Here is a 26596-nt window from a genome sequence, read left to right as displayed (position 1 = left end):
CGAGACAATCCGGCGCAGGCAGTGTATGGGTGTTGACCCTGTCCCCTTCTTTGCCTTGAATATGCGCCATGGCCAACGCCCCCCTCCCCTTTCCCCTTGTTGAAGGCCGCGCCCATGAGGTCTGCGGCGCAGGGGCCTATAGCTTTGCTTTCGCGCTGGCAGCTGCGCGCGGCGGGCAGGTGCTCTGGGTGCGCGAAACCTGGGAAGCCGCACGAATCAACCCGGATGGATTCGCGGAGTTCATCAACCCAGCCGATCTGCTCTTGTGCAATGCGCCCAGCCAGATCGACGCCCTTGCCGCCACCGAAGAGGCGCTGCGCTCTGGCGCAGTGGCGCTCGTTGTGGTGAGCCTCACCAAACCCCTTGGCCTGACCGAAGGGCGGCGCCTGCAACTGGCCGCAAAGGAAGGGAAATCCATCGGGCTGGCCCTGATCCCAGAGGGCATGGGCAGCAATGCCGCTGAAACCCGCTGGCGCTGTAGCCCTCATTTTGACGCCGCCGAGACCTCGCTAAATCGACCCTCGCCTTCGCCCGATGACTCGACTCTCCAACGGTGGGAGCTTATTAAGAACAAATCGGGAACATTGGGTGTCTGGTATGTTCGATGGGATAGAGCGTCGCGTCGTCTCGCTATGGTTTCCCCGGCTGGCAAGTGACCGGGCGTTACGGCTGAATCCAAATGATGGCCCCTTTGTCCTGACCCTCAAGGAAAACAATGCCAACCGGATTCATTGCCTCAACGCCACCGCCGAGGCACAGGGACTTCATAAAGGGATGACCTATTCTGACGCGCGCGCCTTTTGCCCGGATCTGCGCAGCCAGGTGGCGCACCCCCCAGAGGACCAGCGATTCTTGCAGGGACTGCGCCGCTGGGCCACGCGCTATTGCCCCTGGGTTGGGCTTGAGGGCGATGACGGATTGGTGCTCGATGTCACCGGTTCCACGCATCTGTTCGGCGGCGAAGAGGCGATGCTGACGCAGATGCGTCGGCGGCTGGCACGCGCCGGAATGACAGTACGGATCGGGTTGGGCAATACCCGTGGGGCGGCCTGGGCACTGGCTCATCACGGCGAGGGGATCGCCCCTGCTGGTGACATGCTGGAGGCGCTCGCCCCCTTGCCCGTGGCGGCGCTGCGACTGGACACCAACACCTCGGTTGCCCTGCAGCGTCTGGGAATCCGCACGATCCGCGAGCTGGCCACCACGCCGCGCGCGCCGCTCACGCGCCGCTTTGGCCCCACGGCGCTGATGCGACTGGATCAGGCCCTTGGAAATCAGCCCGAGGAGATCAGCCCGCAAGCCGAGCCGCCCCATTACGGCGTGCGCCTGACCCTGCCCGAGCCCATCGGGCTGGTCGGGGATGTCATGGCGGGCATCCGGCGTCTGCTGGAGCAGCTCTGCCCAAAGCTACAGGCGCAGGAGGTCGGCGCGCGCCGGCTCTGCGTGACGCTGGGGCGCGTGGACCGCGACAGCCAGCAAATCGAGCTGCGCCTCGCGCGCCCCTTGCATGACGCCCATCGCATCCTGCCGCTGTTCGAGCGCGGGCTAAAGGATCTGGACGCCGGTTTCGGCATCGAACGTTTGCGCCTTGAGGCCACCGTGGTGGAACCCCTGCCCGCACGCCAGCTCACTCACGTCTCGGCGGCGCGCAAGGACAAGCTCGAAGACCTGATCTCGCGCCTCGGCACACGGGTGGGGCTGGAGAACATCCAGCGGTTCCTGCCCGCCGACAGCCACATCCCGGAGCGCAGCTTTATCATCTCGCCCGCCGCCTACTCAGACCCCGCACCTCATTGGACCCTGCCGCGCCCGCGCCCGCTGCTGCTGTTTGCCCCCGAACCCATCGCCGGACGCACCCCGCGCCCCCCGCAACGGTTTCGCTGGCGGCGCATGGCGTTGACCACCGGTCGCGCCATCGGTCCCGAACGGATCTGCCCAGAGTGGTGGATGGAGGACGAGGCCTGGCGCAGCGGGCTGCGCGACTATTGGCGGGTGGAGACCCAAGAAGGGCGCAGGCTCTGGCTGTTTTTCACGCCCCAAGCCCCAAGCTGGTTCGTGCAAGGGGAGTTCGCCTGATGGAGCCCAACCGAACCCACCGCCCGGTCGAGACCTTCAGCACCGCGCGCCTGAGCCCCCCGCACGCGGGGCCCGGTTATGCCGAGCTCTGCGTGACCAGCAACTTCACCTTTCTGACCGGGGCTTCTCATCCCGAGGAACTGGTGACACGCGCCGCGGAACTCGGGCTTGCCGCTATCGCCATAACGGATCGCAACTCATTGGCCGGGGTGGTGCGCGCCTGGAGCGCCCTGAAAGAGCTGCGGCGTGAGGCAGAGGCGGGTATCCAGATCCGCTCGCACCAGCGCGTTGATCCCTCTTCGCGCCAGAAGATCGACACCTCCGCGCCGCTTGAGCCGCCTGCGGCCCCGACCCTGCCCAAGCTGATTGTCGGCTGCCGTCTGGTGCTGCGCGACAGCCAGACCGACTGGATTGCCCTGCCTCGCGATCGGGCTGCTTACGCGCGCCTGACCCGCCTTTTGACGCTTGGCAAACGACGCGCGCCCAAGGGCGAATGTCATCTGGACGCCAGAGATCTGATGGCGGCCTGCCGGGGCATGAGTCTGATTGCGCTGCCACAATCGGATCTGAAAACCGCCATTCCCGAAATCCGCCGGATGCAGCAATGTTTTCCGCATTATGTGTTTCTAGGCGCAGCGCCCCGGTACGATGGCAGCGATCAGGCCTATCTGGCGGCCTGCGCTCATGCCGCGCAGATCACAAGCGCACCAATGGTGGCGGTCGGGGATGTGCTGATGCACCGCGCCAGCCGCAGACCGCTGGCGGATGTGCTGACCTGCATGCGCGAACATATCACCATTGATGAAATCGGCAGCCGCGCCCTGCCGAACTCTGAACGCCGCCTCAAGGCGGGTGCAGACATGGCCCGGCTCTTTCAGGCCCACCCCGCCGCCCTACGCCGCACGCTGGAGATCGCGGACAAATGCAGCTTCGATCTCGGTGAGCTGTCGTATGACTACCCGCATGAGATCGTCGATGGTGAGACACCGCAGGCGCGGCTTGAGCGGCTGGCGGCAGAGGGGCTCAGGAGGCGCTATCCCGACGGCCCCACGCAAAAAGCCGTCGTCCTCATGGACAAGGAACTGAAACTCGTCGCGGAACTGGGCTTTGCCGCCTATTTCCTGACCGTGCATGACATCGTGCAATACGCCAAATCGCAGAACATCCTCTGCCAGGGGCGTGGCTCGGCAGCGAATTCGATCCTGTGTTACCTGCTTGGCATCACCGACGTCAGCCCCGACATGATCACCATGGTGTTTGAACGCTTTGTCTCGCGATACCGGGGCGAGCCGCCGGACATCGACGTGGATTTCGAGCATGAACGCCGCGAGGAGGTGATCCAATGGATCTACCAGAAGTACGGCCGCGACCGGGCGGGGCTTTGTGCCACCGTGATCCATTTCCGCTCGCGCGCCGCCATCCGCGAGGTGGGCAAGGTCATGGGTCTCTCTCAGGACGTCACCGCAGGCCTGTCGGGCCAGATCTGGGGCATGAGCAACGGCGGCGTTGATCTCAAACGCATCGAAGAGCTTGGCCTCGACATTCAGGACCGCCGCCTGATGCAGACCATCCGGTTGATCGGAGAGATCATCGGCTTTCCCCGGCATCTGTCCCAGCACGTCGGCGGTTTTGTCATCACCAAGGGCCGCCTGGATGAGCTGGCCCCGATTGAAAACGCCGCGATGGAAGACCGCACCGTGATCGAGTGGGACAAGGACGACATCGACGCGCTTGGCATCCTGAAAGTCGACGTGCTGTCGCTGGGCATGCTCACCTGCCTGCAAAAATCCTTTGCCCTGCTCAAGGCGCATGAGGGAGAGACCCTTTCTATCGGCACCGTTCCTCAGGAGGATGCCAAGACCTATGCCATGCTATGCCGCGCGGATGCGGTCGGGGTCTTTCAGGTGGAGAGCCGGGCACAGATGAACTTTCTGCCCCGCATGCAGCCGCGCGAGTTTTATGATCTGGTGATCGAGGTGGCGATCGTGCGCCCCGGCCCCATTCAGGGCGATATGGTCCAGCCCTATATCCGCCGCCGCAATGGCCTCGAGGAGCCCGAACCCTTTGGCCCGGAGCTTGAACAGGTCACCAAACGCACCTTGGGCGTGCCTCTGTTTCAGGAACAGGCCATGCAGATTGCCGTGGTCGGTGCGGGCTTCACCCCCGAAGAAGCCGACCACCTGCGTCGTTCGCTGGCGTCCTTTCGGCGCATGGGCACCATTGGCACCTTTCGCGACAAGTTCATCAACGGCATGCTCGACAAAGGCTACAGCCAGGAGGTCGCCGCGCGCTGCTTTTCTCAGATCGAGGGCTTTGCCGATTATGGCTTTCCCGAAAGTCACGCAGCCGCCTTTGCCATGCTGGCCTATGTTTCGGCCTGGCTCAAATGCCACCATCCGGCGGTCTTTGCCTGCGCGCTTTTGAACTCACAGCCGATGGGGTTCTATGCCCCGGCCCAGATCGTACGCGATGCGCGCGAACACGGCGTCGAGATCCGGCCGATCTGCGTCAATGCGTCGGATTGGGATAACCAGCTGGAGCGTCGCCCGGATGGGGCGCTGGCCCTGCGACTGGGGTTTCGCCAAATCAAAGGGTTTCGCGAGGAGGACGCAGGCTGGATCACCGCCGCGCGCGGCAATGGCTATCCCGACCCAGAATCGCTGTGGCTGCGCGCTGGCCTGCGCCCGGATGTCCTGACCCGGCTCGCCGAGGCGGATGCGTTTTCCGACATGGGGCTTACACGCCGCGACGCCCTGTGGCAGGTCAAGGCAATCCGCAGCGCCAAGCCGTTGCCTCTGTTTGACGACCCGATTGATGGCGAGAGCATTTCAGAGCCTGCCGTAGACCTGCCCGTCATGCATCTGGGCGAAGAGGTCGTGGAGGATTACATCTCCACCCGGCTGACACTGCGCGCACATCCGATGGAATTGCTGCGCCCCGCGCTGCCGGGCCTCACCCCGCATGCCGCGCTTCTGGACGCGCCATTGGGGCGGCACACGGTCTGCGGGCTGGTGATCACACGCCAGCGCCCCGGCACGGCATCGGGTGTCATCTTTCTGACGCTGGAGGATGAAACCGGGGTCAGCAATGTGGTCGTCTGGCCCAAGATTTATGAACAATATCGCCGCATCGTCATGGGAGGGCGGCTGCTGCAGGTGCGCGGATATCTGCAACGCGAAGGGATCGTCGTGCATCTGATCGCCCAGGAGATCACCGATATGTCGCACCGGCTCTCCGACCTTGGGCACCCGCTGGACGAGGCCGTGGGGATCACCCAACCGCAGGCCGATGACGCCCCCCGCCCCAGACAGGCCACCACAAGCGCGCGCCATCCACGCGAACAGGCCAAGCGCCTGTTTCCAAGCCGGGATTTTCACTAGGGTCAGGACTCATAGCCAGTAAATGACGAGTGCTGCGAGGGCGATGGCTGACAGGAAGACCTTTGGGCATCTGTCGTATCGCGTTGCGATACGCCGCCAATCCTTCAACCTGCCGAACATGATCTCGATCCGGTTGCGCCTCCTGTAGCGGCGCTTGTCGTACTTTACCGGTTTCTTCCGTTGCTTCCGTCCAGGGATGCAGGCGCGTATCCCTTTGTCGTTCAACGCTTCCCGGAACCAGTCGGCATCATATCCGCGGTCCCCGAGTAGCCACTCGACATCCGGTAGGCTGCTCAGCAATGCTCGTGCACCGTTGTAGTCGCTGACCTGACCGGCGGTGACGAACAGGTTGAGTGGACGTCCCCGACTGTCGCAGATGGCATGCAACTTGGTGGTCATGCCGTCCTTGGTGCGGCCGATCAGGCGTCCACGCCCCCTTTTTTGACGCCCAAACTGGTCGCAGTACGGTGGGCCTTCAGGTAGGTGGCGTCGATCATCACGGTCTTCTCTTCGCCGTGCTCGGCAGCCAGGCCCGCCATCATCTGGGCGAAGATGCCCTTGTCGTTCCACCGCTTCCAACGGTTATAGAGGGTCTTGTGCGGGCCATAGGCCGAAGGGGCGTCGCACCATCTCAACCCATTACGATTAATGAAGATAATCCCGCTCAATACGCGCCGGTCATCGACGCGGGGTCTGCCATGAGACTTCGGAAAGAAGGGCTTGAGACGCGCCATCTGCGCGTCCGTAAGCCAGAAAGATCAGACATGTTCAACGCTCGTTTTCGAACCGTGAATCATGCCGCTGGACGGAAATCAATGGGTCCTGACCCTAGGCTGCCGCCCCATCAGGCGACACCGACGTCCGCCTCACCATCATCCCGGCAGGCGATCGCGCGCATATCATCGCGTGGCATCGGTTTGCCAAAATAAAAGCCCTGAACCGACGAGCAGCTCTCCGCGCGCAGAAAGCGCAACTCGTCTTCCACTTCGACCCCTTCAGCCAGCACTGGAATATCCAACGCCGCGCCCAAGAGCAGTGTCGAGCGCACAATCGCAGCACGCTGCGCGTCCTTGTGAACATCCTGCACAAAACTGCGGTCGATCTTGATCTTGTCAAACGGGAACGCCTGAAGCGTCGCAAGCGAAGAGTAACCCGTGCCGAAATCATCCATCGCAATACGAATGCCGATCGATTTCAGCTTATGCATCACCTTCAAGGTATGGGCCTGATCGTCGATGATGCTGGCTTCGGTGACTTCGAGTTCAAGACGGGCGGGATCCAGGCCCGTTTCCATCAGGATGTCCATCACATCCTCGACAAACGAGGGCTGAACCAGCTGTTGCGGCGCCACGTTGATCGCCACACTGAAAGGACGGCGCCAGAGTGAGGCTTCTCGGCAGGCTTCGCGCAAGACCCAATGACCGATGTCTCGAATCAGGCCTGTTTCCTCGGCGATCGGAATAAAAACATCCGGCGACACCCGCCCGCGTTTTGGATGGTTCCAGCGCAACAGCACCTCAAATCCAACCGGCTCCATCGTGTCGAGCGCATTTTGCAGCTGATACACCAGCTCGAACTCGTCGTTGTCCACCGCCAGACGCAGGTCATGCACAATCTGGGTCTTTTCACGACTGCGGCGGTCCATCTCCGCATTGAACCGACAAATCGGCGTGTCTGGATCCGACTTGGCGCGATACATCGCCACATCCGACTTGTGGAGCAGATCCGCAGGGTCGCGGCCGTCATCCATGGTTGTCGCAATCCCGATCGAAGCCCCCACCCGCAGAGAGACATCCTCCAAGTCGACCGGCTCGACAATGGCTGCGTGGAGACGCTCGGCAAAGCTCAGCACCTCCTCCATCCGGCGAAAACCCTCTTTGATCGCCACAAACTCGTCCCCGCCTACGCGCGTGACACATTCGCCCTCACCCTCATGCTGCATCATCCGCAACGCCACACACCGCAGAACGGCATCGCCGGCACTGTGTCCGTACACATCGTTCACCTCCTTAAAGAGGTTGAGATCGATGGTCATGATCGCGCAGCGCCTGGTCTCGTTCTCGTCGAGCCGGATCTTCAGCGCGTCGAGCTTCCGGGTGAGCCACATGCGGTTGGGCATGCCTGTCAGCGGGTCATGGGTGGCGGCGTGGTTGAGTTGATCGCGGGCATCATCCTCCATGTTCACCTCGATGCTCGCAGAGGCCATGGCGATCAGCAAAATGATTGCCGTCACCGCAAAAACCAGCAGGGCCATGGCGTTGTCGGAAATGGTCTTGGGCGGTACATCCACCGCGACATCAAACAGGACCTCAATCGCGCTCATGCCGGTGAAATGCATGAGGCAAATCGCCAACACCATTACCAGCGCCGGTCCCAGTCGCCCCACAATGCCCCGCATCGGGCGCGCCATCAGCACATAGCTCAACGCGCCAAGCCCGACGCCCAAAAGCACCGAGGCCGCAACCGCACCGGTATTCCAATACAGCGTACCCGGCACCAGATAGGCCTGCATTCCGGTGTAATGCATGGCCGATACCGTCAGGCCAAACAGGCCGCCCGCCAGCACCGGCGCCCCGCGACCGGGTACAAAGGCCAGACTCGCATTCGCCGCAAAAGAGCCGATCACCCCCACAAAGAGCGATGTGGCCGTCAACACAGGCTCATAGCCATGTTCATACCCCGGGTCATAGGCTGTCATAGCAATGAAATGCGTGGACCAGATCGTCGCGCCCGTCACCAGGCCAGCCAGGGGGAGCTGCACGATCTTTCGCTTGCCGGTCCATTCAGTCAGCCGCCCGGACATATGAACCGACAAAAGCGACCCGATCACGCAGATCAGAGCCGCAACCGCGACAAACGCGTAATCATGTTCTTGCGTGATGCAATCCAGCAAGCGGTACATTCACTATTCCTTGAGTCCTGCAGTTCGATCTGCATCCTGACACAAGGCGATTAACAACTTTGGAAAAACAAAGAACAATCAGACTCAAAATGCATTAAATGCAATGCACACGAGGTCAGTCCTTGCGAAGGAATTTGGCTGTGGGGAAGGCGTGGCCGCAGGAGGTGCTCGCAACTATGCGGTCTGAGACTGCCGGTTTTCGAGCAGGTCGACAAACTCGGCTACGCGCTTGCGATAGCGGCGATTGAGCTTATTGCGTGCCAGTTTCAGGGATTGCACCAACAGTCGCGCCGCCAGAGTTTTGGGCTTCATTTCCAGACGCACGGTCATCCGCGTCCGTCGCGGAGACAAGGCCATCAGATCCACCCGCAACAGACCGGTCATGCCGCTTCCGGTGGCCGCAAAAACAACCGTGTTGGGACGGTCGCATTCGGCGACCTCTACCCGCATTTTGCGCTCAGACCCACGGAACATAAAGACCACATCCCAAGATAGGTCTTCGGGCGCCGCATCACTGTCGCCGTTTCGGCGCACTTCAACGCCACGTCGGATTGCAGATCGCTCGAAGCTTTCAAAGTCCGTGACCGCCGCGAACACCTCGTCGATGGGGCTATCGGTATCTTCTTTGGTTTCGAAGTGCATATCTCAGACCTGTCGTTTGGTCACGGGTTGGGTCGGCAAAACTGTATTTCACCGGGTGTTCTGGCTTCAAGATAACTTATGTTGGTTACTCAAGTGTATCTGCAACCCAGTTTTCCAAAAGAAAACCCGCAATCGCACCTTTTCGCGGGGCACGCACCTTGGGATGATGACCCGCGATCGCGTCCATCGCCTCTTGGCGTGTCATCCAGAATGCGTCTTCTAGCTCTTGTGGATCAAGGGTGATGTCTTCACTCAGTGCAACGCCGGAACACCCGAACATCAACGACATGGGAAAGGCCCAGGGCTGACTGGCAAGGTAGCCGACCTCGCCAACCCTCACTCCGGATTCTTCCAGTACTTCGCGCCGCACAGCCGCCTCAAGCGTCTCTCCGGGTTCTACAAATCCCGCAAGCAGCGAATACATGCCCTCGGGCCATCCGGGCGACCGTCCCATCAGAACGCGATCCCCGCGTGTGATTAGCATGATGACCACCGGATCGGTGCGTGGAAAATGCGGCGCGTTGCAGCTCGGGCAGCGGCGTTGCCAGCCAGCTTGCTCCACCCGGCTGGGCTCACCGCAGCAGGCACAGAACCCATGGCTCGCGTGCCAACTGAGCATTGCCTTGGCTGTTGCCGCCAGCTCTGCGTCACGGGCCGAGAGATGCGTCATGACCCGCCGCAATTCCAAAAAAGCATATGAGTCCGGTAGGTCCGGATGACGCTGTTCGCTTGGATCGAGAAAACTGTCGAGCGTGGTTGTATCAAGCCCCTCAGGCTGCCAGTCCTCGAGGCTCACGGCAAAATACCCCGCCCCCTCTGCGCTCCGGCCCAGAAAAAGCGCCTCCGCACGGCGCCCAGAGACAAGCGGATCGCGCGCGTTCAAAAACGCCAGCCCCTCGATTTCGGCATGATCCGGCGCAAAAACGCACAAGGGTTTGCCACGCCACAAAAGCATGATCTGGACATCTGCGGCGTCCCAAAGCGTCTGAAGCGCATCGCCATCTGCACGCAAAAGCGCGGCGCGATCGAGACCGCTGCCACCAAAGGTCACCTGCTCCGCTCGCTTCATAACCGCCTCACTTTCCGAAATTTATTTCAAGTCACCGTCCTATATAGGCGATGACTGGCCAGCCCGCGATAGGCGTGATGCCGTGATCGAGTCATACACACAAGCAAAAATGCCACGCTTTTCAAAAACTCAAAAAAAGCCCATCGCAGGGGTTTCTCAGAGGCCCATGTCTCTGTTCTTCTAATCGTTAACAAACAGATCTAGCACCGGGTGCGTTCCATATCGGAACGGCGCCTGTGAGCGATGGTGAATGGCATAGAATGACCCAAGACGATCAAGATGCCACGGGAACGCAAGAAGAGGCGGGCGACCAACCTGGCGTGACGGGGCGGTTGCGCGTGCTTGCGACATCTGATGTCCACAGTCACCTTCTCGGCTTTGATTATTACGCCGATCAAGAGCACCCCGGCATCGGCCTCAGCCGCACGGCTCAGTTGATCGCAGAGGCCCGGAAAGAGGCAGCCGAAGCTGGTGATATTGCTGTACTCTTGGACAATGGCGACTGGCTCCAAGGTTCGCCGCTTGCAGAACCGGCTCTGGCAACGGACAGCGCCTTGGCGCCTGCTATCCATGCATTTGAGGTCCTCGGGTATGATGCCGTCGGCCTCGGCAATCACGAGTTCAACTACGGCCTATCCGCCTTGTCCCGGGTTCTCTCAGCGCTCCCCTGCCCTGCGGTGAGCAGCAACATCACACCGCTTTCAGCAGATGACACCTTGCCAGTTCACAAACATCTGATCCTGACGCGGCACTTTCGAAGGGCGACAGGTGGCCAGGATGGTGTGGCGGAGGTCAAGATTGGCCTGCTGTCGGTGCTGCCCCCTCAAACCATGCTCTGGGACGCGGACCATCTGGCCGGACGCTTGCATGTGGATGACATGCTGCGCAGCGCAAAGGCTGCGATTTCAGACCTGCGGGCGTCCGGTGCGGATGTGGTGATTGCCCTCGCCCACACAGGAGAAGGCGATGACACTGCGCGGGACGGAATGGAAAACGCGCTTCGCCCCCTGTCGCGTCTGCCCGGTCTCGACGCAGCCATCGGAGGGCATACGCATTTGTTGCTCCCACCGCCCGACGGCTCGGGACGTGACTGGGAGATTCCGGTCGTCATGCCCGGGTCCGGCGGGTCTCATCTCGGGGTGATAGATCTCGGCCTGCGTCAGACGCCACAGGGCTGGCGCGTTGAAGGCGGCAGCGCGGCGCTACGCGCCGTAGCGCATCAAACCCGCGACGGTCTGCGCCCGGTTGTTTCTGAGGCACCAGATCTCGTTCTGGCGCTACGGGATGTCCACGAACAGACGCGTGCCGAGATGGCGGCAAAAGTCGGCACATTGTCCGAGGCACATCATTCCTATTTCACCTATTTTGCTGAAGATCGCGCCCTCGCACTCATTGCGACGGCACAGGCTGCCGCAGTGCAGCCGATGCTGCTGAAATCAGAGTATGCGGACCTGCCACTTTTGTCTGCCGTGGCGCCGGCCAAATTTGGCGGGCGCGCCGGGCCGCTCAATTACACGGACGTCCCACCGGGAGAGATCTCGCGCCGTCATGTCGCAGATATTTATAGTTACCCCAACGAGTTGCGCTGCATCATCGTCAACGGCCATCAAGTGCGAGACTGGCTCGAGATGTCCGCAGGGCTCTTTAATCAGCTGGAGCCTGATGCAGACGCGCGCCTGCTGGCAGATCCTGCGCGCCCGGGGCACAACTTTGATGTCATTTTCGGCCTGCAGTATGAAATCGACCCTCGAGAGCACGCGCGATTTGATGCCGAAGGACGCAGGCTCCATGAAGGGCCGGGGCGGATCAGGAACCTGCAGTGGAATGGCCGCCCCATGCACGGGGACCAGCAGTTTGCAGTTGCCTTCAACAGCTACCGCAGCAGCGGCGGTGGCAATTTTCGAATGCTTATGGATGCGCCCGGTCTGCCCCTGCCGCCGCAGATGATCCGGGATGTGGTCGGCGCCTATGTGGCCTCTGCACATGACCTTTCCGCCGTCTTTCCGGCGCCCTGGCGCTTCAGCCCGGACTTGGGCGTGGATGCGATTGCCCTCACGGGCCCGGGTGCCAGGCGCCACCTCCATGAATTGCCCGAGAATGTGGCCCGCTCCGCAACAGAGCTCGACACTGGGTTTCTGGCGCTGAAGCTGCGCCTCTGAGCGCGCGACACACGAGGATTCAAACCGGCAGCGGGTTGTCATCTTTCCGCGGCTTCCCTATATCGGGATTCGAGAGGTTGGCGCGGGCAAGCGCCTCGCCAACCTGGTCAGGTCCGGAAGGAAGCAGCCACAACGAGCCCCGCTTGGGTCGATGTCCAGCCTCTCACTTGTCACACGACCCCGCCCCAGGCGGGGTTTTGTGTTTGATGAGCCTGCTCCCTACCTGCACATCCTCGCATTGTCTTGCGCATCCCATGTGTCTTGTGCCGCGCCGCTGACCTATTTCGCGCTCGCAGAAAGATCCCAGTTGACGAGGCGACTTACCGCTGCGTAGCATCCAGACAGATGGTTCCTGCCTCTGTTTGGGGTGGGATGAAAAGGGAATACGGTGAGGCTTTGGACCATTGGGTCCCGCCAAGTCCGTGACTGCCCCCGCAACTGTGAGCGGCGAGTTCCCCGGCAAAGCCACTGACCCCAACGTCGTAACCGGCAAAAAAGGGTCGGGAAGGGCCGGTTCGCGATGACCCGCAAGTCAGGAGACCTGCCATCGGCAATGTAAACCTGAAGCCGGGCGGGGTGTCTCGGAGGAGGTCTGATGGCTGATCACTCCGCGCCCGAAGGGCCTGATCCCATCCGATGTCCCGCTCATCCCTACGGCCCCTTGATCCGAGTGCGGAGGGCACGAGAATGACGGACCACACAGAGACGCGTGACGCGGGCACGCATGAGTTTGTATCAACAACATGTTTGCACCTCGGGCGCCCCTGCCCAGCGGCGCAGCGGATGCTGGCGGCGCTGGCAAAAGCGCTCGACAGCGCCCGCGGGCTTACGAAAGACGATTTCGAAATCAGTGGTGAAAGCCGCCTCGATGGCTGTGAGAAAGCCTGCCCGGCGCGATTTGCCGCAAGTCATGCCCGTATTCGGGTGTTTTGCGATGTGCAGGCCACGACCAAAACAGAGACGCTGGACCGATTTGCGGATGCAATGTTGTCGGCAGACGGGGGCAGCGCGCATGGCACCTCCAGCGCAGACATGCCCCGCGCGTTTGGCGAAGCCCGCCCAGCGCGTCCGCCCGTGCAAGCGCCCTCAATTCGCCACCCGCAGGGGGCACAGAGACCACGTCTGATGAGCTAAGCTGCTCGGCCTATGCTGGCGGCGCTTGGCGACGGCGGCCATAGGCCCAGGCCATCTGCGCATCCGTTTCCACCGCACAGGGCCTCAGGGCCCTGAGCCGTGCAAGAGCTGCATCCGGCGGCTCGCCGCTCTCGATCATCAGCCGGAGCACTGCCATGCCGGATCGTCCACAGCCGCCACGGCAATGCACAAGGACACGCCCTCCACCCGACAAGGCCTGCCGCGCGAGCGCGCTGACCTGATGCCAATGATCCTCAAGATCCTTTGTCGGGGTCTGGTAATCCTCAACCGGCATATGAAACCAGCGGCTGCCAAGCCCCTGAATGTCCGTGCCCAGAGTCTCTACGCCAAGGATAACATGCTCGACGCGCGTGGTCATCGAGATCACCATAGACGGGCGCCATTCGTGGATCAGGCGCAGATCGGCGGCATAATCGCCCCCTGCACCGGGCGCCCGGCTCAGGGCGAGGATCCCATCGCCCACCGAAAGCGCATGTAGCGACAAAGTTGGTTCAGCCTGCTGCGGCTGCAATTTCGTAGCACTTACCATTTACTCTCCCCCCCGGGAGCCGCGGACCCATATCCGCGATACCGTCTTGTCACCTTAGCCTGCCAAAGCGTCCTACAGGTAGTCTTTTCTGTCACCTCGCCATTCTGCACGATCATCCCCAACAGCGGTGGACGAAGCTGTCGTCGGAGCTTAGTTTGCACGGAACACTTGGCGCTGGGGTCGAATCCGGCCTGCGCCCCTAAAGACCATTCGAAAGGCCCTCATGAGCGAGCACAGCCCCGAGATCTCTGACGCAGTACAGAGCGGACAATATCAGGTTCTGGCACGCAAGTACCGGCCCGAAACCTTTGCTGATCTCGTCGGGCAAGACGCTATGGTGCGCACGCTCAAGAACGCCTTTGCCGCGGATCGCATTGCGCAGGCCTTCATCATGACGGGCATCCGCGGCACGGGCAAAACCACCACCGCGCGGATCATTGCCAAGGGCATGAACTGTATTGGCGAGGATGGCCAAGGTGGCCCCACTACTGAGCCTTGCGGCAAGTGCGAGCACTGCACCGCAATCATGGAAGGCCGCCACGTCGACGTGATGGAGATGGACGCCGCATCGCGCACCGGCGTGGGCGACATTCGCGAGATCATCGACAGCGTGGCCTATCGTGCGGCCTCGGCGCGCTACAAGATCTATATCATCGACGAGGTTCACATGCTGTCGACCTCGGCCTTCAATGCGTTGCTGAAAACGCTGGAAGAGCCGCCCGCGCATGTGAAGTTCATTTTTGCCACCACCGAGATCCGCAAGGTGCCTGTGACGGTGCTCTCCCGCTGTCAACGCTTTGATCTGCGCAGGATCGAACCGGAGGTGATGATCGACCTCTTGCGCCGGATTGCGACCAGCGAGCAGGCCGAGATTGCCGACGATGCGCTGGCGCTCATTACCCGCGCGGCAGAAGGATCGGCCCGGGATGCGACATCCCTTTTGGACCAGGCAATCAGCCATGGTGCCGGAGAAACCACGGCCGATCAGGTCCGTGCAATGCTTGGCCTTGCCGATCGGGGCCGGGTGCTGGATCTGATGGATATGATCCTGCGCGGCGACGCCGCTGCAGCACTGACAGAATTGTCCGCACAATACGCCGAAGGCGCCGATCCGATGGCTGTGCTGCGCGATCTGGCCGAGATCACCCACTGGGTTTCGGTGGTGAAGATCACGCCGGATGCCGCCGAGGACCCTACCATCAGCCCTGATGAGCGAGCCCGTGGACAGGATATGGCGGCGCGCCTGCCGATGCGAGTGCTGACGCGGATGTGGCAGATGCTACTCAAGGCGCTCGAAGAAGTCGCCGCCGCCCCCAATGCGATGATGGCGGCCGAAATGGCGGTAATCCGCCTGACCCATGTGGCCGATCTGCCCTCGCCAGAAGAATTGCTGCGCAAACTGCAGGACACACCGCCGCCGCCACATCCAGGTGGGCCGGGCGGCGGACACCCCATGCAGGGCATGGGATCGCCTGCGGCGGGCGGGGGAGGCGGGGCTCCGGCTTACGCCTCCGCCCCGCCGCAAGGCGCGCCCGGTGGGGACCCGCGCGGAGGCCATACGATGTCGACTTCCGGCGGACAGAGCGCAGTTCTTGCACAGCGCGCCGACAGCGCTCTCGCGCGCTATCCCAGCTTCGAACATGTGATCGAATTGATCCGCCATCACCGCGATGTCAAACTGCTGGTGGAGGTCGAAACAGGCGTGAGGCTCGTGTCTTATCAGCCGGGTCGGATCGAATTCACCCCCGCCGCCAATGCCCCGCAGGATCTCGCGGCCCGGATCGGCACTGCGCTCCAGAACTGGACCGGCAGCCGCTGGGTCGTCTCGATCGCCCCGGATGGCGACGCGCCCACGATCGCAGAGCTGCGCGATGCGGCGCAGAACGCTCTGCGGGCCGAAGCCTCGGCACATCCGCTTGTTCAGGCGGTCCTTCAGAACTTTCCCAAGGCAAAGATCACCAAGATCCGCACCCAAGAGGAGTTGGCCGCCGAGGTTCAGGCCGAAGCCCTGCCCGAGGTCGAAGACGAATGGGACCCCTTCGAGGAGTGACCCATGCGCCGGCGCGCAGCACCAGAGGCTTTGCCCTTGCCTGCACGCAGCCGCTCACATATCTAACGTGGCAAACCTGAAATCAGGAGTGATAGGATATGTTTAAAGGCCTTTCCGGCCTCGGCGATATGGCCGGGATGATGAAAAAAGCCCAAGAGATGCAGTCCAAAATGGGCGAAATGCAGGAAGAGCTGCACAATATCATGGTTGTCGGCGAAGCCGGTGCCGGGCTGGTCAAGGCGACCGCGAGCGCAAAGGGCGATCTGAAGTCGCTGGATATCGACCCGTCGATCTTCAACGGGGATGACAAGGAAGTGGTCGAAGATCTGATCCTCGCCGCCGTCAAGGACGCGCAGACCAAAGCGGCCGAGCGTGCGCAGGACGAAATGACCAAACTCACCGAAGGTCTGGGCCTTCCCAAGGACATGAAACTGCCGTTCTGACGCCAGTGACATGCGAAATTCAGGCGGCCCGAGGGTCGCCTTTTTTCATGACCGCGCGCAGGCTCTGCCTGCAAATGCCAGCAGGGCTTGCACTTCACCGCGCAATGCGGCCTAGTTGAACAGAAGCAGAACGGAGCAGAGGAATGGCTGCGCAGGACAACAGCGATATCGAGGCATTGATTGCATTGATGGCCAAGCTACCGGGGCTTGGCCCCCGCTCCGCGCGCCGTGCTGTGTTGCACCTGATCCGCAAGCGTGCGCTTGTCCTGACCCCACTCGCCGATGCCATGAGCCGTGTTGCAGAGACCGCGCGCGAGTGCCTCAACTGCGGCAACGTGGGCACGAGCGACATCTGCGCGCTCTGCGAGGATGAGACGCGCGCCAATGGCGAACTCTGCGTGGTCGAGGATGTGGCGGACCTCTGGGCGATGGAGCGCGCTGGTGTGTTCAAGGGACGCTATCACGTCCTGGGCGGCACGTTGTCAGCACTTGATGCCATTGGCCCCGAAGATCTGCGCATCCCTCGCCTCGTGGATCGGGTCTCCACCGAAGGGGTAAGTGAGGTGATCCTCGCACTCAACGCGACGATCGATGGCCAGACCACGGCGCATTACATCGCAGATCAACTGTCTGGACGTGTCAAACTCACGTCACTTGCGCAGGGTGTGCCCATCGGCGGCGAGCTGGACTATCTTGATGATGGCACGATCTCGGCTGCATTGCGCGCCCGCAAGGAAATCTGAGCTCGGGCCGACGCGACGCTTGCCCCCTTTGCAAACAGGGATTTGCAGCCTCCCGCGCGCAGATTTGAAATCCTGAGATCGGCGCCCGATCTCAGGCGGCGCGATTTTCTGTCTGTGTTATTTCAGGGCACCTGCCATACCGGGCCGCACTGGCCGTACTGAGTGGCGCAGAGCATTTGAAGAGAGGATTTACCCATGTCGCAGATTGAAAAAGCCACGCGCTTTGCCGCGCTCCACCAAAAAGGTGATCCAGTGGTGCTCTACAACATCTGGGATGCAGCAGGCGCAAAAGCACTGGCTGAAAACGGTGCGCCTGCGGTCGCGACAGGAAGCTTGTCGATGGCGGCAGCACATGGCTACGCAGACGGTGAGAGCATACCCCTTGATTTTGTCCTGCGCATCGTGGCGCGGATCTGTGAAACGGTTTCTGTCCCTGTCACGGTCGATTTTGAAGGCGGCTATGCAACCGCGCCTTCCGAAGTTGGCGAGAACGTTCGCAAGGTCCTGCGTGCGGGCGCCGTCGGGATCAATTTCGAAGACCGCGTTGTGGGCGGCTCGGGATTGCATCCGGTTTCCGTACAGGTCGACCGCATTCACGCCATCAAAACGGTCGCGGCAGAAGAAGGCGTGCCGCTGTTTATCAACGCCCGGACCGATCTGTTCCTTGGACGCGACCCCGAGACGCATCGAGACCAGCTGCCAGAGGCGCTCGAGCGAGCAGCCGCCTATTCAGAGGCCGGAGCCTGCGGTTTCTTTGTGCCGGGGCTTACAGAGCTCGACCTCATCGCGCACTGTGTGGAGCATACGCACCTGCCGGTAAACGTAATGATGCGTGGGCAGGCCCAGTCCCTCAAAGAAATTGCGGCTTTGAATGTCGCGCGGGTCAGTTACGGTCCGGGACCGTTCTTCAAGTTCCTGACCGACCTCAAAGCTGCGGAGGCCAGACTGCGCGCCTAGAGTTTGCGCATCACCGTGTGGTGTGCAGTCCCGCCGCGCCGCTGGCGCGGCGCCGGGGGCGGGAACCACCCCGGCGCCCTCAGCTCTCTAGGCTTATCCGTAATGGGATCGCAAAGCCGCCAATGTCGCTTCGAACCCCTCACTGGTAACATCCTTGTGGAGCACCATTCGAATGGCGCCGGTGCCACCGGCGGAGATGACCACTCCAGCTTCGGCTAGCGCTGCACCGAGCGCCGCGTTATTCCCCGCTTCGGGTGTGAAAAACACCATATTGGTGTTGTGCGCGACCATGCCGGCCCCGAGCCCGCGCAATGTCTCAGCAAGCTCGGCTGCCCGAGCATGATCTTCTGCGAGCCGCGTCACGTTATGCTCCAGCGCATAGAGCCCCGCTGCCGCCAGAACACCAGCCTGACGCATGCCGCCGCCTACCATCTTGCGCAGACGTCGCGCCCGCACGATGATTTCTGTGGGGCCAACCAGAACAGAGCCAACCGGCGCGCCAAGCCCTTTTGAGAGACATATCGAGACGCTGTCAAAGCGCCCAGCAATGTCGGTCAACTCGCAGCCCAGCGCAGTCACCGCGTTGAAAACCCGCGCCCCATCCAGATGCACTGCGAGCCCGGCGTCGCGCGCGACCGCGATGCTCTTGTCCAATCGCGCCAGCGACACGACCTTACCGTTGTGGGTATTCTCCAGTGACAGCAGCCGCGAGATCGGATGGTGCGAGTCATCTTCCTTGATGGCGGCTGCAATCTCTGCAGGCTCCAATCCGCCATCCTCTGAGACGCGCAGAGCGTCCAGAACAACGCCGCCCAGTGCCGAGGCGCCGCCCGCCTCGTATTTGTAGACGTGGTAGTCCCGCCCGGTGATCACCTCCTCGCCGCGACCACAATGGGCCAGCATGGCGACAAGATTGCTCTGGGTGCCAGTGGGCAGGAACAGAGCCGCCTCTTTTCCTGCGCGCTCCGCCAAGGCGGACTCGAGGCGGTTGATGCTTGGATCTTCGCCATAGACATCATCCCCGACCTCCGCGTCGGCCATCACAGCGCGCATGCCGGCATCAGGACGCGTAACGGTATCGCTGCGCAGATCGCATAGCACCTGCTGCGGTCGAGCTCCGGGTGTCTGAGTGTACTGGCTCATGATCGCTGTCCTTTTCTGCCGCCGGGGCGCTGTGTCGTCTCGATGTCGCGGCATATTGAAACCATCCCAGAGCACAGTGCAATGGGCGGCAGCGTGGCAAGTACAATCCAGCCGCCCTAAGCGACCTGGCAGAAAGCAAGTGTATGATCAGATCGAGGCGAGCCCCTCTTCGATTGCAATCGCCAGCTTGTCGCAGATCTCTTCGATCTGCGTCTCACTCAGGATGAAGGGCGGTGCCAGCAGGATATGATCGCCCATCCGGCCATCGCGCGTGCCCGACATCGGATAACAGATCAGACCCGCCTCCAACGCGGCCCGCTTGATCCGCGCGGCAAGACCATGTGCCGGATCAAACGGGGCTTTGCTGTCGCGGTCCTGCACCAATTCGAGACCGCGAAACAAACCGCGCCCGCGGATATCACCCACATTGGGGTGTTGCGCAAATCGCTCCATCAGCGCCGCTTGCAACTGCGTGCCCTTCTCCGCCACGCGCGAAACCAGGTCGCGTTCCAGCATCTGATTGACCACTGCAAGCCCTGCCGCTGTGGCAACCGGATGCCCGAGATAGGTATGCCCGTGCTGAAAGAACCCCGTGCCCTGCGCAATCGCATCATATATCGCGCTGGAGCAGAGCATCGCTCCAATCGGCTGATAGCCCGCGCCGAGCCCCTTGGCGATGCAAAGGATGTCAGGCGCCACCCCATCTGCGTCGCAAGCAAAAAGATGTCCGGTACGCCCCATGCCGCACATCACCTCGTCGAGGATCAGCAACACACCATAGGTATCACAGATCTCGCGGATCCGCTTGAAGTAGCCCTCGACCGCAGGCACAGCCCCCAGGGTTGCTCCAACCACGGGCTCGGCCATAAAGGCCATGACCGTGTCGGGACCAAGACGCAGGATTTCAGCTTCGAGCTCATTTGCGACCCGCTGGCCATAGTCAAAGCTGCTCTCTCCGTCGCTGCGATCCACGTATTCATAGCAAGGCGCAATATGCGACACGCCGATCAAAAGCGGGTCGAACTGCTGGCGCCGCCAAGCATTGCCTCCAGCTGCAAGGGCACCCAGTGTGTTGCCGTGATAGCTCTGTCGCCGGGCAATCAGGTGACGCCGCTGCGGCTCACCGCGTTCGAGGTGATACTGCCGCGCCAGCTTGATCGCGGCCTCGGTGGCCTCAGACCCGCCAGAGACAAAATAGACGCGATCGAGAGTGCCCGGCGCCTTTGAGATCAGCAGGTCCGCCAGAGCCTCGGCAGGCTCGGACGTCATGAAACCAGTATGCGCAAAGGCCAGCTTTTCAACCTGCTCCTGCACGGCCTTGATCACGGCCGCATCGGAATGCCCGAGACAAGAAACCGCCGCCCCGCCTGAACCGTCGAAGTATCGTTTTCCATTTGCATCAATCAGATAGCAGCCATCCCCACCAACAGCGGTGGGCAGGTCGGATTTTGTGTGACGGGGAAAAACGTGGCTCATGTCAGCTCTCGCAGATTTGCACCCGGCATGTTCTGATGCGGGTCAAGGGTGTGACCGCGCGCGACGGTCAGGTTCAAAAACGCCTCAACAGAGGCAGCGTTGTCGGCCCAGGCAGGACCGCCCATTGGGCCAAGGCTGTTTTCAAATCCGATACGCACCTGGCCACCGGCCTCTACCGCGGCAAGCAAACAGGCGTGTTCCTCGGGCCCGAAGGCACAGAGCGACCAGCGAAGGTCCAACGGCGCGATCAGCGCCAGAAACGGTGGCAACATCGCGGGCCGCGCAGGCTGTCCGGTGGCATACTGCCCGAGCACAAGGATCACGTCCCGCATCTCGTCGGGGACCGTTCCATCTGCATACCACGCCTCAAGCTGTTCCACACATTCGGGCGTGTAAAGAATATGCTGCACCTGTGTGCCTGCCTCCGAACAAAGCGCATAGGCCCGCGCTGCCAAACTCTTGTCCCGCGCCATCTCACGCACCGAAACAGAGGCCGCCGCCGGGCGCAGCGCCTCAAGGCAAGCCAGCTGTGCACCCACATCAAAGAGACCGGCGCTCTCGGTGGTGATCTGAATGCCCATCGTGGGCACAGCCTCAGACACCAGTGACATGGCCTCGCGATAGCGCCCGGCGTCCAGCGAATGGACACCCTCGGCATCGCGCACGTGCAAGTGCAGCGCCTGCGCCCCCAAGCGATGACATGCCAGTGCGGTCTCGGCCAGTTCTGGCGCCGTCATCGGCAGGGCCGGATGGTCTGCCTTACCGCGACGCGCACCATTTGGCGCCACCATCAGTGTGAATTCCGTCAACGCCGTGCTCCTTCACCCGTTGCGCGACCATATACGGGTCCTTGGCTGCACACATGGCCCCAGAGAAGTCCGCCGGTCGGATTCGTCGTGCTCAGATTGCCATCAAACACATATGTCCCCAATGCCGACATTTGAGAACATATGTGCTTTCTACTTTTGGACCTAAACATTGCGCTCACCTGGACCTATTCCACATCTGCAAAGTGTCATTTTCTGACGCCCGACACAGGGCGCATTCATCACGCCCCTGCTCTTCTTCGAATAAGCCATGAAAGGAACATGTCATGCACGGCACGTTCACCGACAATGACCTCAGCCATGTGATCGAGGCCGACAAGGCCCACGTCTGGCATCACCTGGTCCAGCACAAGCCGTTTGAAACCTCCGATCCGCGGATTATCGTCGAGGGAAAAGGCATGCGCGTCTGGGACCAGAACGGCAAAGAATGGCTCGACGCGGTGTCCGGTGCGGTCTGGACCGTCAACGTCGGCTATGGACGCGAAAGCATCTGCAAGGCCGTCTACGACCAGATGATGAAGATGTGCTATTTTGCGCAGGCGGCCGGGTCTGTTCCAGGCGCGCTCTATGCCGAAAAGCTCATTGAGAAAATGCCGGGTATGTCCCGTGTCTACTACTGCAACTCCGGTTCCGAGGCCAACGAGAAGGCCTTTAAGATGGTGCGCCAAATCGCACACAAGAAATACGGCGGCAAGAAAACCAAGATCCTTTACCGCGACCGCGATTATCATGGCTCCACGCTGGCGGCGATGTCTGCGGGCGGTCAGGACGAGCGCAACGCGCAATACGGCCCCTTCGCCCCCGATTTCGTCCGCGTTCCGCATTGCATGGAATACCGCAAGCATGAGCTTGGCCTTGAGCATCTCTCTGGCGAGGAATTCGGCATCGCGGCGGCCAACCTGATCGAAGAAGTCATCCTGCGCGAAGGCCCAGAGACCGTCGGCGCACTCTGCCTTGAGCCCGTCACCGCAGGTGGTGGCGTCATCGAAGCGCCAGAGGGCTACTGGCCGCGCGTGCAGGAGATCTGCAAGACCTATGATGTGCTCTTGCATATCGATGAGGTCGTCTGCGGCATCGGGCGCACAGGCACCCATTGGTTTGGCTACCAGCACTACGGAATCAAGCCTGACTTCGTGACCATGGCCAAAGGCGTTGCCTCCGGCTATGCAGCCATCGCCTGTATGGTCACAACCGAAGAGGTCTTTGAACTGTTCAAGGACGATACCTCCGACAAGCTCAACTATTTCCGTGACATCTCGACCTTTGGTGGCTGCACCGCGGGTCCTGCGGCCGCGCTTGAAAACATGCGCATCATCGAGGACGAGGGCCTTCTGGAAAACTGCACCAAGATGGGCGAACGGATGATCTCGAACCTGCGCGTCCTACAGGAAAAACACGCTGTGATCGGCGATGTGCGGGGCAAGGGGCTGTTTCTTGGCGCCGAGCTGGTGACGGACCGCGACACCAAGGAACCCGTGGAAGAAGCCTTGGCACAGAAGGTCGTCGCCGAATGTGGAAATCATGGGGTCATCATCGGTGTCACCAACCGCTCGGTGCCCGGACGCAACAACACATTGTGTTTCTCGCCCGCGCTCATCGCCACTGCGGATGACATCGACAAGATCACCGATGCGGTCGACAAGGCGTTGACCACGGTCTTTGGCTAACCTGACCAATAGGTCCCACGCCCATTGAAAAAGGCGGCTCCCACCTCGGGGCCGCCTTTTTACATCGTCTGACATGCGGCACTTAGATCCACTTGCGGCATGCGGGAGGCCTCTTGCGGGTCAAGGAGGCCGCAGGCCCCGCCCCTCGGGGCCGCCAGTCCTTGACCCGCCTCTCTTATCAGAATGGACACAGGCTTTGACGGGCAAACCTGCTCCTCAGAGCCCTTAGTGCGCATCCCGCGCCGAAGGCGCGCGGCCCAACGACTCATCTCGCATGCACCAGCATGGGAGCGTGAGTCGGCGGGAGCACGCCCCCAAAAGGCCCTCAGATCATCTGGAAGACGACGCCCGACAGGATCGCCCCCGAAACACCAAGCCCGAGATAGGTGGCAAAGACCCGCGGCTTCACCAGCGACCACACCGCCGCCATTGCCGGGATCGAGCTCACGGCACCAGCGATCATAAAGGCAAGCGCCGCACCCGCGCTCATCCCCTGGCTCATCAATCCAGCCAACAATGGCGGCGCCACATAGGAGTTGAGATAGGCGGGCATTCCAACCACCGCAGCGATTGCAATCGGGACAACGCCTTCTCCTCCCACGATCGCGGCAATCCACTCTGGACGCACATAGGTCACCAGAAGCGCCTCAAGCACATAGGCAAACGCAAGCCACTTCAACAGGAACAGAGCGTTCTCCACAAACTGACCGCGGAATATCTCGCGGCGCTCTGCGTCTTGCCAGAAACGCCAATTGGGCCGTGCATCGGTGGCAGGCGCTGCGCATCCGCAGCAGCTTTTGACAGGAGCTCGTTTCAGAGGCTCCGCAAAAAGCCCGCCACGGCGCAATGCCTTGACGACAAAACCGCCAAATAGACCAAGCGCCACCGCGCTCACCGCCTTTGCCAGCGCAAAGGGCCAGCCAAGCGCCGCCGCAGTGATCAACAATGTCGGCGGGTCGATCAGCGGCGACGACAACCAGAACGCCATCACTGCCGAAAGCGGCGCGCCCAGCGCCAATAGCCCGGCGATGAATGGGATCACCTCGCAAGAACAGAACGGAGCAAGCCCCCCAAGAAGCGCTGCAAGGAAGATCATCCGTGTCTCGCGCCCCACAAAGGCCCGCGCCACCATCGCCTCTGCGCCAGTGGCCTTGAGATAGGCCAAGAGAGTCACCGCAAAAAGGATGTACTTGGATGTCGACAACAAGGCCTGCGCTGCAAAACTCAGAACCGGCCAGAAATTTGCGCCATCCACCAAAGCGACAACAGCCAGAATAAGCGCGCCGAGGGTCCACGGACTCTGCATCCCTTCAAGAGCGGCCCGCATCGGCCGCAGGGAAAGAGAAGTATCAGCCATCGTTTGCCACCCTTGCAACCTGCCCCAGTTTTTCATCTAGACAGCATTCGCTCAGGATATACCCCGCAAGACGCTCCAGATGCGCCAGATCGGCACGACAGATCGTGCTCCGGCCGACTTTCTCCTGCGAGACCACGCCGGCGGCAGCCAGGAATTTCAAGTGATGCGCCAGAGTCGACGCTGCGATCCCGGTGCGCTCGCGAATATCGCCAACGCTCACCCCTGTTTCTCCTGCGCGTACCAGGACGCGCAGCACTTCAAGGCGAGCCTCAGATCCCATCGCAGCAAAGCCCTGCGCGGCAACAGCCTCATCCATAGCTGATCTCCAACATGATTCTATATATCTAGTTTTGTAGTTTAATATCGATCCCGCAAGTCCAAATTCCAAACCCTGCATAATCAAACCCATCAAACAGTCCAGATTGCCCCGGCCCTAAGTCCAGACTAGGGTCGCGGCATGGCCATTTCCGTCGAAACGTTTTTTCTCAATACCGATGCGCAGGGCACGTTACAGGCCCAGATCCAGGAGATGATTGCCGCTGGCATTCTCTCGGGGCGGTTTCGCGCGGGTGAAAAACTGCCCTCATCACGCAAATTGGCGCAGCATCTCGGGGTGAGCCGCATCACCGTGACGCTGGCCTATACGGAACTTGTGGCAAATGACTATCTGAGCGCTCGCGGACGGTCGGGATATTTCGTCTCCCAGACCGCGCCGGTGCCGCCCTCTTTCTCGCCTATTCAAAAAGAAGCGGACAGCGTCGATTGGAACCGCGCCATCACTCAGGATTTCACCGGCGGCGACAGCCCCCCCAAACCGCGTGACTGGCGCAACTATCGCTATCCCTTCATCTACGGGCAGGCGGATGCCACCCTGTTTGATCACGCCAACTGGCGCCTCTGCGCGCTCCGGGCGCTCGGGCAAAAGGACTTTGCTGCGATGACCGGCGATTACTTTGATCAGGATGACCCGCTCTTGATCGAATATATCGCCCGCAACACGCTGCCGCGCCGAGGGGTGATTGCCCGGCCCGAGGAAATCCTGATCACGCTGGGTGCACAAAACGCGCTCTGGACCGTGGTGCAGCTGTTGTTGCAGCCCGGCCGCAAGGCCGCCATTGAAGACCCGAGCTATTACACGCTGCGTGACCAACTCAGTCATACAGGCTGCGATCTGGATGTGATCGCGGTGGATGAGGACGGGTTGCCGCCAGCACAGATCGCAACCAACACCGATGTGATTTTCACCACTCCGAGCCATCAGAGTCCGACCACCGCGACAATGCCAATGGCGCGCCGCAAGGCGCTGTTGTCGCGCGCCACTGAAATCGGTGCGGTGGTAGTGGAGGACGACTATGAATTCGAGATGTCCTTTCGCAATCAGCCCTCGCCTGCGCTCAAATCCATCGACCGCGATGGGCGGGTGATCTATCTGGGCAGCTTCTCCAAATCGCTCTTTCCGGGGTTGCGGTTGGGGTATCTGGTGGGGTCGGAGCCCTTCATCCGACAGGCGCGCGCACTCAGGGCCAATGTCTTGCGCCATCCGCCGGGCCATGTGCAGCGCACCGTTGCCTATTTCCTGTCTCTTGGTCACTACGACGCGCAAATCCGGCGCACCGCCAAAGTCCTGCAAGAGCGCCGCGCCGTACTGGAGCGCGCGGTCGAGGCCGAAGGATTGTGCCCCGCCAATCGCAGCCTATACGGGGGATCCTCTCTCTGGATGCAGGCCCCTGATCAGGTCAACATGGGGCAGGTGGGCCTGAAGCTGCGCGAAAAAGGTGTGTTGATCGAACCCGGCGCGCCCTTTTTTGCGCGAGACACTCGGCGGCACAACTTCTACCGGCTCGGATATTCGTCGATCGCCTCAGAGCGCATCCCGCAAGGCATCGCACATGTGGCCGAGGCGATCCGGGATAGCCAGTCCTGATGCGCGAGCCATACAAGGTGGTCCGACTAGCATCTACCGCTTCTGGCACTACCGCACCATACAACTGGCCCTAACCCCTTCGCGCAAGCCTGCATAA

21 protein-coding genes, 1 other RNA gene and 1 riboswitch are annotated in these 26596 nt (G+C 61.4%); of the genes, 12 read left to right on the top strand and 10 right to left on the bottom strand.

Annotation, left to right across the window (positions count from 1 at the left end; genetic code table 11):
- Nucleotides 1-68: 68 nt before the first annotated feature.
- The 3 genes from TM1040_RS05215 to TM1040_RS05205 are packed head-to-tail and all read left to right on the top strand — an operon-like array spanning nt 69 to nt 5456.
- On the top strand, nt 69-656 hold the full coding sequence (locus tag TM1040_RS05215; RefSeq protein ID WP_011537545.1) for an ImuA family protein: 588 nt from the start codon (nt 69-71) through the stop codon (nt 654-656).
- Complete coding sequence (locus TM1040_RS05210) at nt 598-2076, top strand: DNA polymerase Y family protein (protein ID WP_193339802.1); 1479 nt, start codon at nt 598-600, stop codon at nt 2074-2076. Before TM1040_RS05215 ends, TM1040_RS05210 begins: the two co-directional genes overlap by 59 nt.
- Nucleotides 2076-5456 (top strand): error-prone DNA polymerase, encoded by a 3381-nt coding sequence (locus TM1040_RS05205; protein WP_011537543.1) that lies wholly within the window; start codon nt 2076-2078, stop codon nt 5454-5456. The genes TM1040_RS05210 and TM1040_RS05205 overlap by 1 nt, the downstream gene beginning before the upstream one ends.
- A gap of 9 nt (nt 5457-5465) precedes the next feature.
- On the opposite strand, the gene TM1040_RS19970 is transcribed toward TM1040_RS05205, so the two are convergent.
- The 4 genes from TM1040_RS19970 to nudC all read right to left on the bottom strand — a co-directional run bounded on the left by TM1040_RS19970 (nt 5466) and on the right by nudC (nt 10069).
- A protein-coding gene (locus TM1040_RS19970; protein ID WP_085978754.1) for an IS5 family transposase occupies nt 5466-6190 on the bottom strand; the annotation gives its coding sequence in 2 pieces (ribosomal slippage) (nt 5466-5887 and nt 5887-6190; 726 coding nt in all).
- Between the two features lie 110 nt (nt 6191-6300).
- Nucleotides 6301-8358, bottom strand: a complete 2058-nt coding sequence (locus TM1040_RS05190; protein WP_011537540.1) for a putative bifunctional diguanylate cyclase/phosphodiesterase — start codon at nt 8356-8358, stop codon at nt 6301-6303.
- Nucleotides 8359-8532: 174 nt separating this feature from the next.
- A complete protein-coding gene (locus tag TM1040_RS05185; protein WP_011537539.1) occupies nt 8533-9000 on the bottom strand; it encodes an SRPBCC family protein in 468 nt (155 codons plus the stop codon).
- 85 nt (nt 9001-9085) lie between these two features.
- Nucleotides 9086-10069 carry an NAD(+) diphosphatase gene (gene nudC / locus TM1040_RS05180; protein WP_011537538.1) on the bottom strand — a complete coding sequence of 328 codons (984 nt, stop codon included), beginning with the start codon at nt 10067-10069 and terminating at the stop codon, nt 9086-9088.
- A 260-nt stretch (nt 10070-10329) separates the two neighbouring features.
- Between nudC and TM1040_RS05175 the strand changes: the two genes are divergently transcribed.
- The 3 genes from TM1040_RS05175 to TM1040_RS05170 all read left to right on the top strand — a co-directional run bounded on the left by TM1040_RS05175 (nt 10330) and on the right by TM1040_RS05170 (nt 13362).
- On the top strand, nt 10330-12228 hold the full coding sequence (locus TM1040_RS05175) for a 5'-nucleotidase C-terminal domain-containing protein (protein ID WP_011537537.1): 1899 nt from the start codon (nt 10330-10332) through the stop codon (nt 12226-12228).
- Nucleotides 12229-12298: 70 nt separating this feature from the next.
- Nucleotides 12299-12397, top strand: an RNA gene (gene ffs / locus TM1040_RS19965) — signal recognition particle sRNA small type.
- 160 nt (nt 12398-12557) lie between these two features.
- Nucleotides 12558-12792, top strand: a riboswitch (cobalamin riboswitch).
- Between the two features lie 123 nt (nt 12793-12915).
- Nucleotides 12916-13362, top strand: a complete 447-nt coding sequence (locus TM1040_RS05170; protein ID WP_254658848.1) for a hypothetical protein — start codon at nt 12916-12918, stop codon at nt 13360-13362.
- Nucleotides 13363-13372: 10 nt separating this feature from the next.
- Here TM1040_RS05170 and TM1040_RS05165 read toward each other — a convergent pair whose 3' ends face one another.
- Nucleotides 13373-13912, bottom strand: a complete 540-nt coding sequence (locus TM1040_RS05165; RefSeq protein ID WP_011537535.1) for a protein-tyrosine phosphatase family protein — start codon at nt 13910-13912, stop codon at nt 13373-13375.
- A gap of 223 nt (nt 13913-14135) precedes the next feature.
- Here TM1040_RS05165 and TM1040_RS05160 point away from each other — a divergent pair, with 223 nt between their 5' ends.
- From TM1040_RS05160 to TM1040_RS05145, 4 genes are all read left to right on the top strand, one after another.
- Complete coding sequence (locus tag TM1040_RS05160; RefSeq protein WP_011537534.1) at nt 14136-15962, top strand: DNA polymerase III subunit gamma/tau; 1827 nt, start codon at nt 14136-14138, stop codon at nt 15960-15962.
- Between the two features lie 98 nt (nt 15963-16060).
- Nucleotides 16061-16405: a YbaB/EbfC family nucleoid-associated protein gene (locus TM1040_RS05155; RefSeq protein WP_011537533.1), complete on the top strand. Its 345-nt coding sequence runs from the start codon at nt 16061-16063 to the stop codon at nt 16403-16405.
- Nucleotides 16406-16548: 143 nt separating this feature from the next.
- On the top strand, nt 16549-17148 hold the full coding sequence (recR, locus tag TM1040_RS05150) for a recombination mediator RecR (RefSeq protein ID WP_011537532.1): 600 nt from the start codon (nt 16549-16551) through the stop codon (nt 17146-17148).
- Between the two features lie 195 nt (nt 17149-17343).
- Nucleotides 17344-18105 carry an isocitrate lyase/PEP mutase family protein gene (locus TM1040_RS05145; RefSeq protein ID WP_011537531.1) on the top strand — a complete coding sequence of 254 codons (762 nt, stop codon included), beginning with the start codon at nt 17344-17346 and terminating at the stop codon, nt 18103-18105.
- A gap of 93 nt (nt 18106-18198) precedes the next feature.
- Here the strand turns inward: TM1040_RS05145 and ltaE are convergent, their stop codons facing one another.
- The 3 genes from ltaE to TM1040_RS05130 form a co-directional block, all read right to left on the bottom strand.
- Nucleotides 18199-19248, bottom strand: coding sequence for a low-specificity L-threonine aldolase (ltaE, locus tag TM1040_RS05140; protein ID WP_049763229.1), 1050 nt, complete (start codon nt 19246-19248; stop codon nt 18199-18201).
- Nucleotides 19249-19395: 147 nt separating this feature from the next.
- Nucleotides 19396-20724, bottom strand: a complete 1329-nt coding sequence (locus tag TM1040_RS05135; protein WP_011537529.1) for an aspartate aminotransferase family protein — start codon at nt 20722-20724, stop codon at nt 19396-19398.
- On the bottom strand, nt 20721-21533 hold the full coding sequence (locus tag TM1040_RS05130; RefSeq protein ID WP_011537528.1) for a 3-keto-5-aminohexanoate cleavage protein: 813 nt from the start codon (nt 21531-21533) through the stop codon (nt 20721-20723). Before TM1040_RS05130 ends, TM1040_RS05135 begins: the two co-directional genes overlap by 4 nt.
- A 284-nt stretch (nt 21534-21817) precedes the next feature.
- On the opposite strand from TM1040_RS05130, the gene TM1040_RS05125 reads away from it, so the two are divergent.
- On the top strand, nt 21818-23218 hold the full coding sequence (locus TM1040_RS05125; protein WP_011537527.1) for an aspartate aminotransferase family protein: 1401 nt from the start codon (nt 21818-21820) through the stop codon (nt 23216-23218).
- A 325-nt stretch (nt 23219-23543) separates the two neighbouring features.
- On the opposite strand, the gene TM1040_RS05120 is transcribed toward TM1040_RS05125, so the two are convergent.
- Entirely contained in the window at nt 23544-24575 is a 1032-nt protein-coding gene (locus tag TM1040_RS05120; protein ID WP_011537526.1) for a permease, read from the bottom strand.
- The gene (locus TM1040_RS05115) at nt 24568-24891 is read right to left on the bottom strand and encodes an ArsR/SmtB family transcription factor (protein ID WP_011537525.1); all 324 of its coding nucleotides are present in this window, start codon (nt 24889-24891) and stop codon (nt 24568-24570) included. Before TM1040_RS05115 ends, TM1040_RS05120 begins: the two co-directional genes overlap by 8 nt.
- Before the next feature lie 141 nt (nt 24892-25032).
- Between TM1040_RS05115 and TM1040_RS05110 the strand changes: the two genes are divergently transcribed.
- Complete coding sequence (locus TM1040_RS05110; protein WP_011537524.1) at nt 25033-26499, top strand: PLP-dependent aminotransferase family protein; 1467 nt, start codon at nt 25033-25035, stop codon at nt 26497-26499.
- Nucleotides 26500-26596: the final 97 nt, after the last annotated feature.

This window comes from Ruegeria sp. TM1040 (assembly GCF_000014065.1).
Taxonomy (GTDB): domain Bacteria; phylum Pseudomonadota; class Alphaproteobacteria; order Rhodobacterales; family Rhodobacteraceae; genus Epibacterium.
Note: the sequence above shows the minus strand (reverse complement) of the source record. Positions and strands in the feature narration are given on the sequence as shown.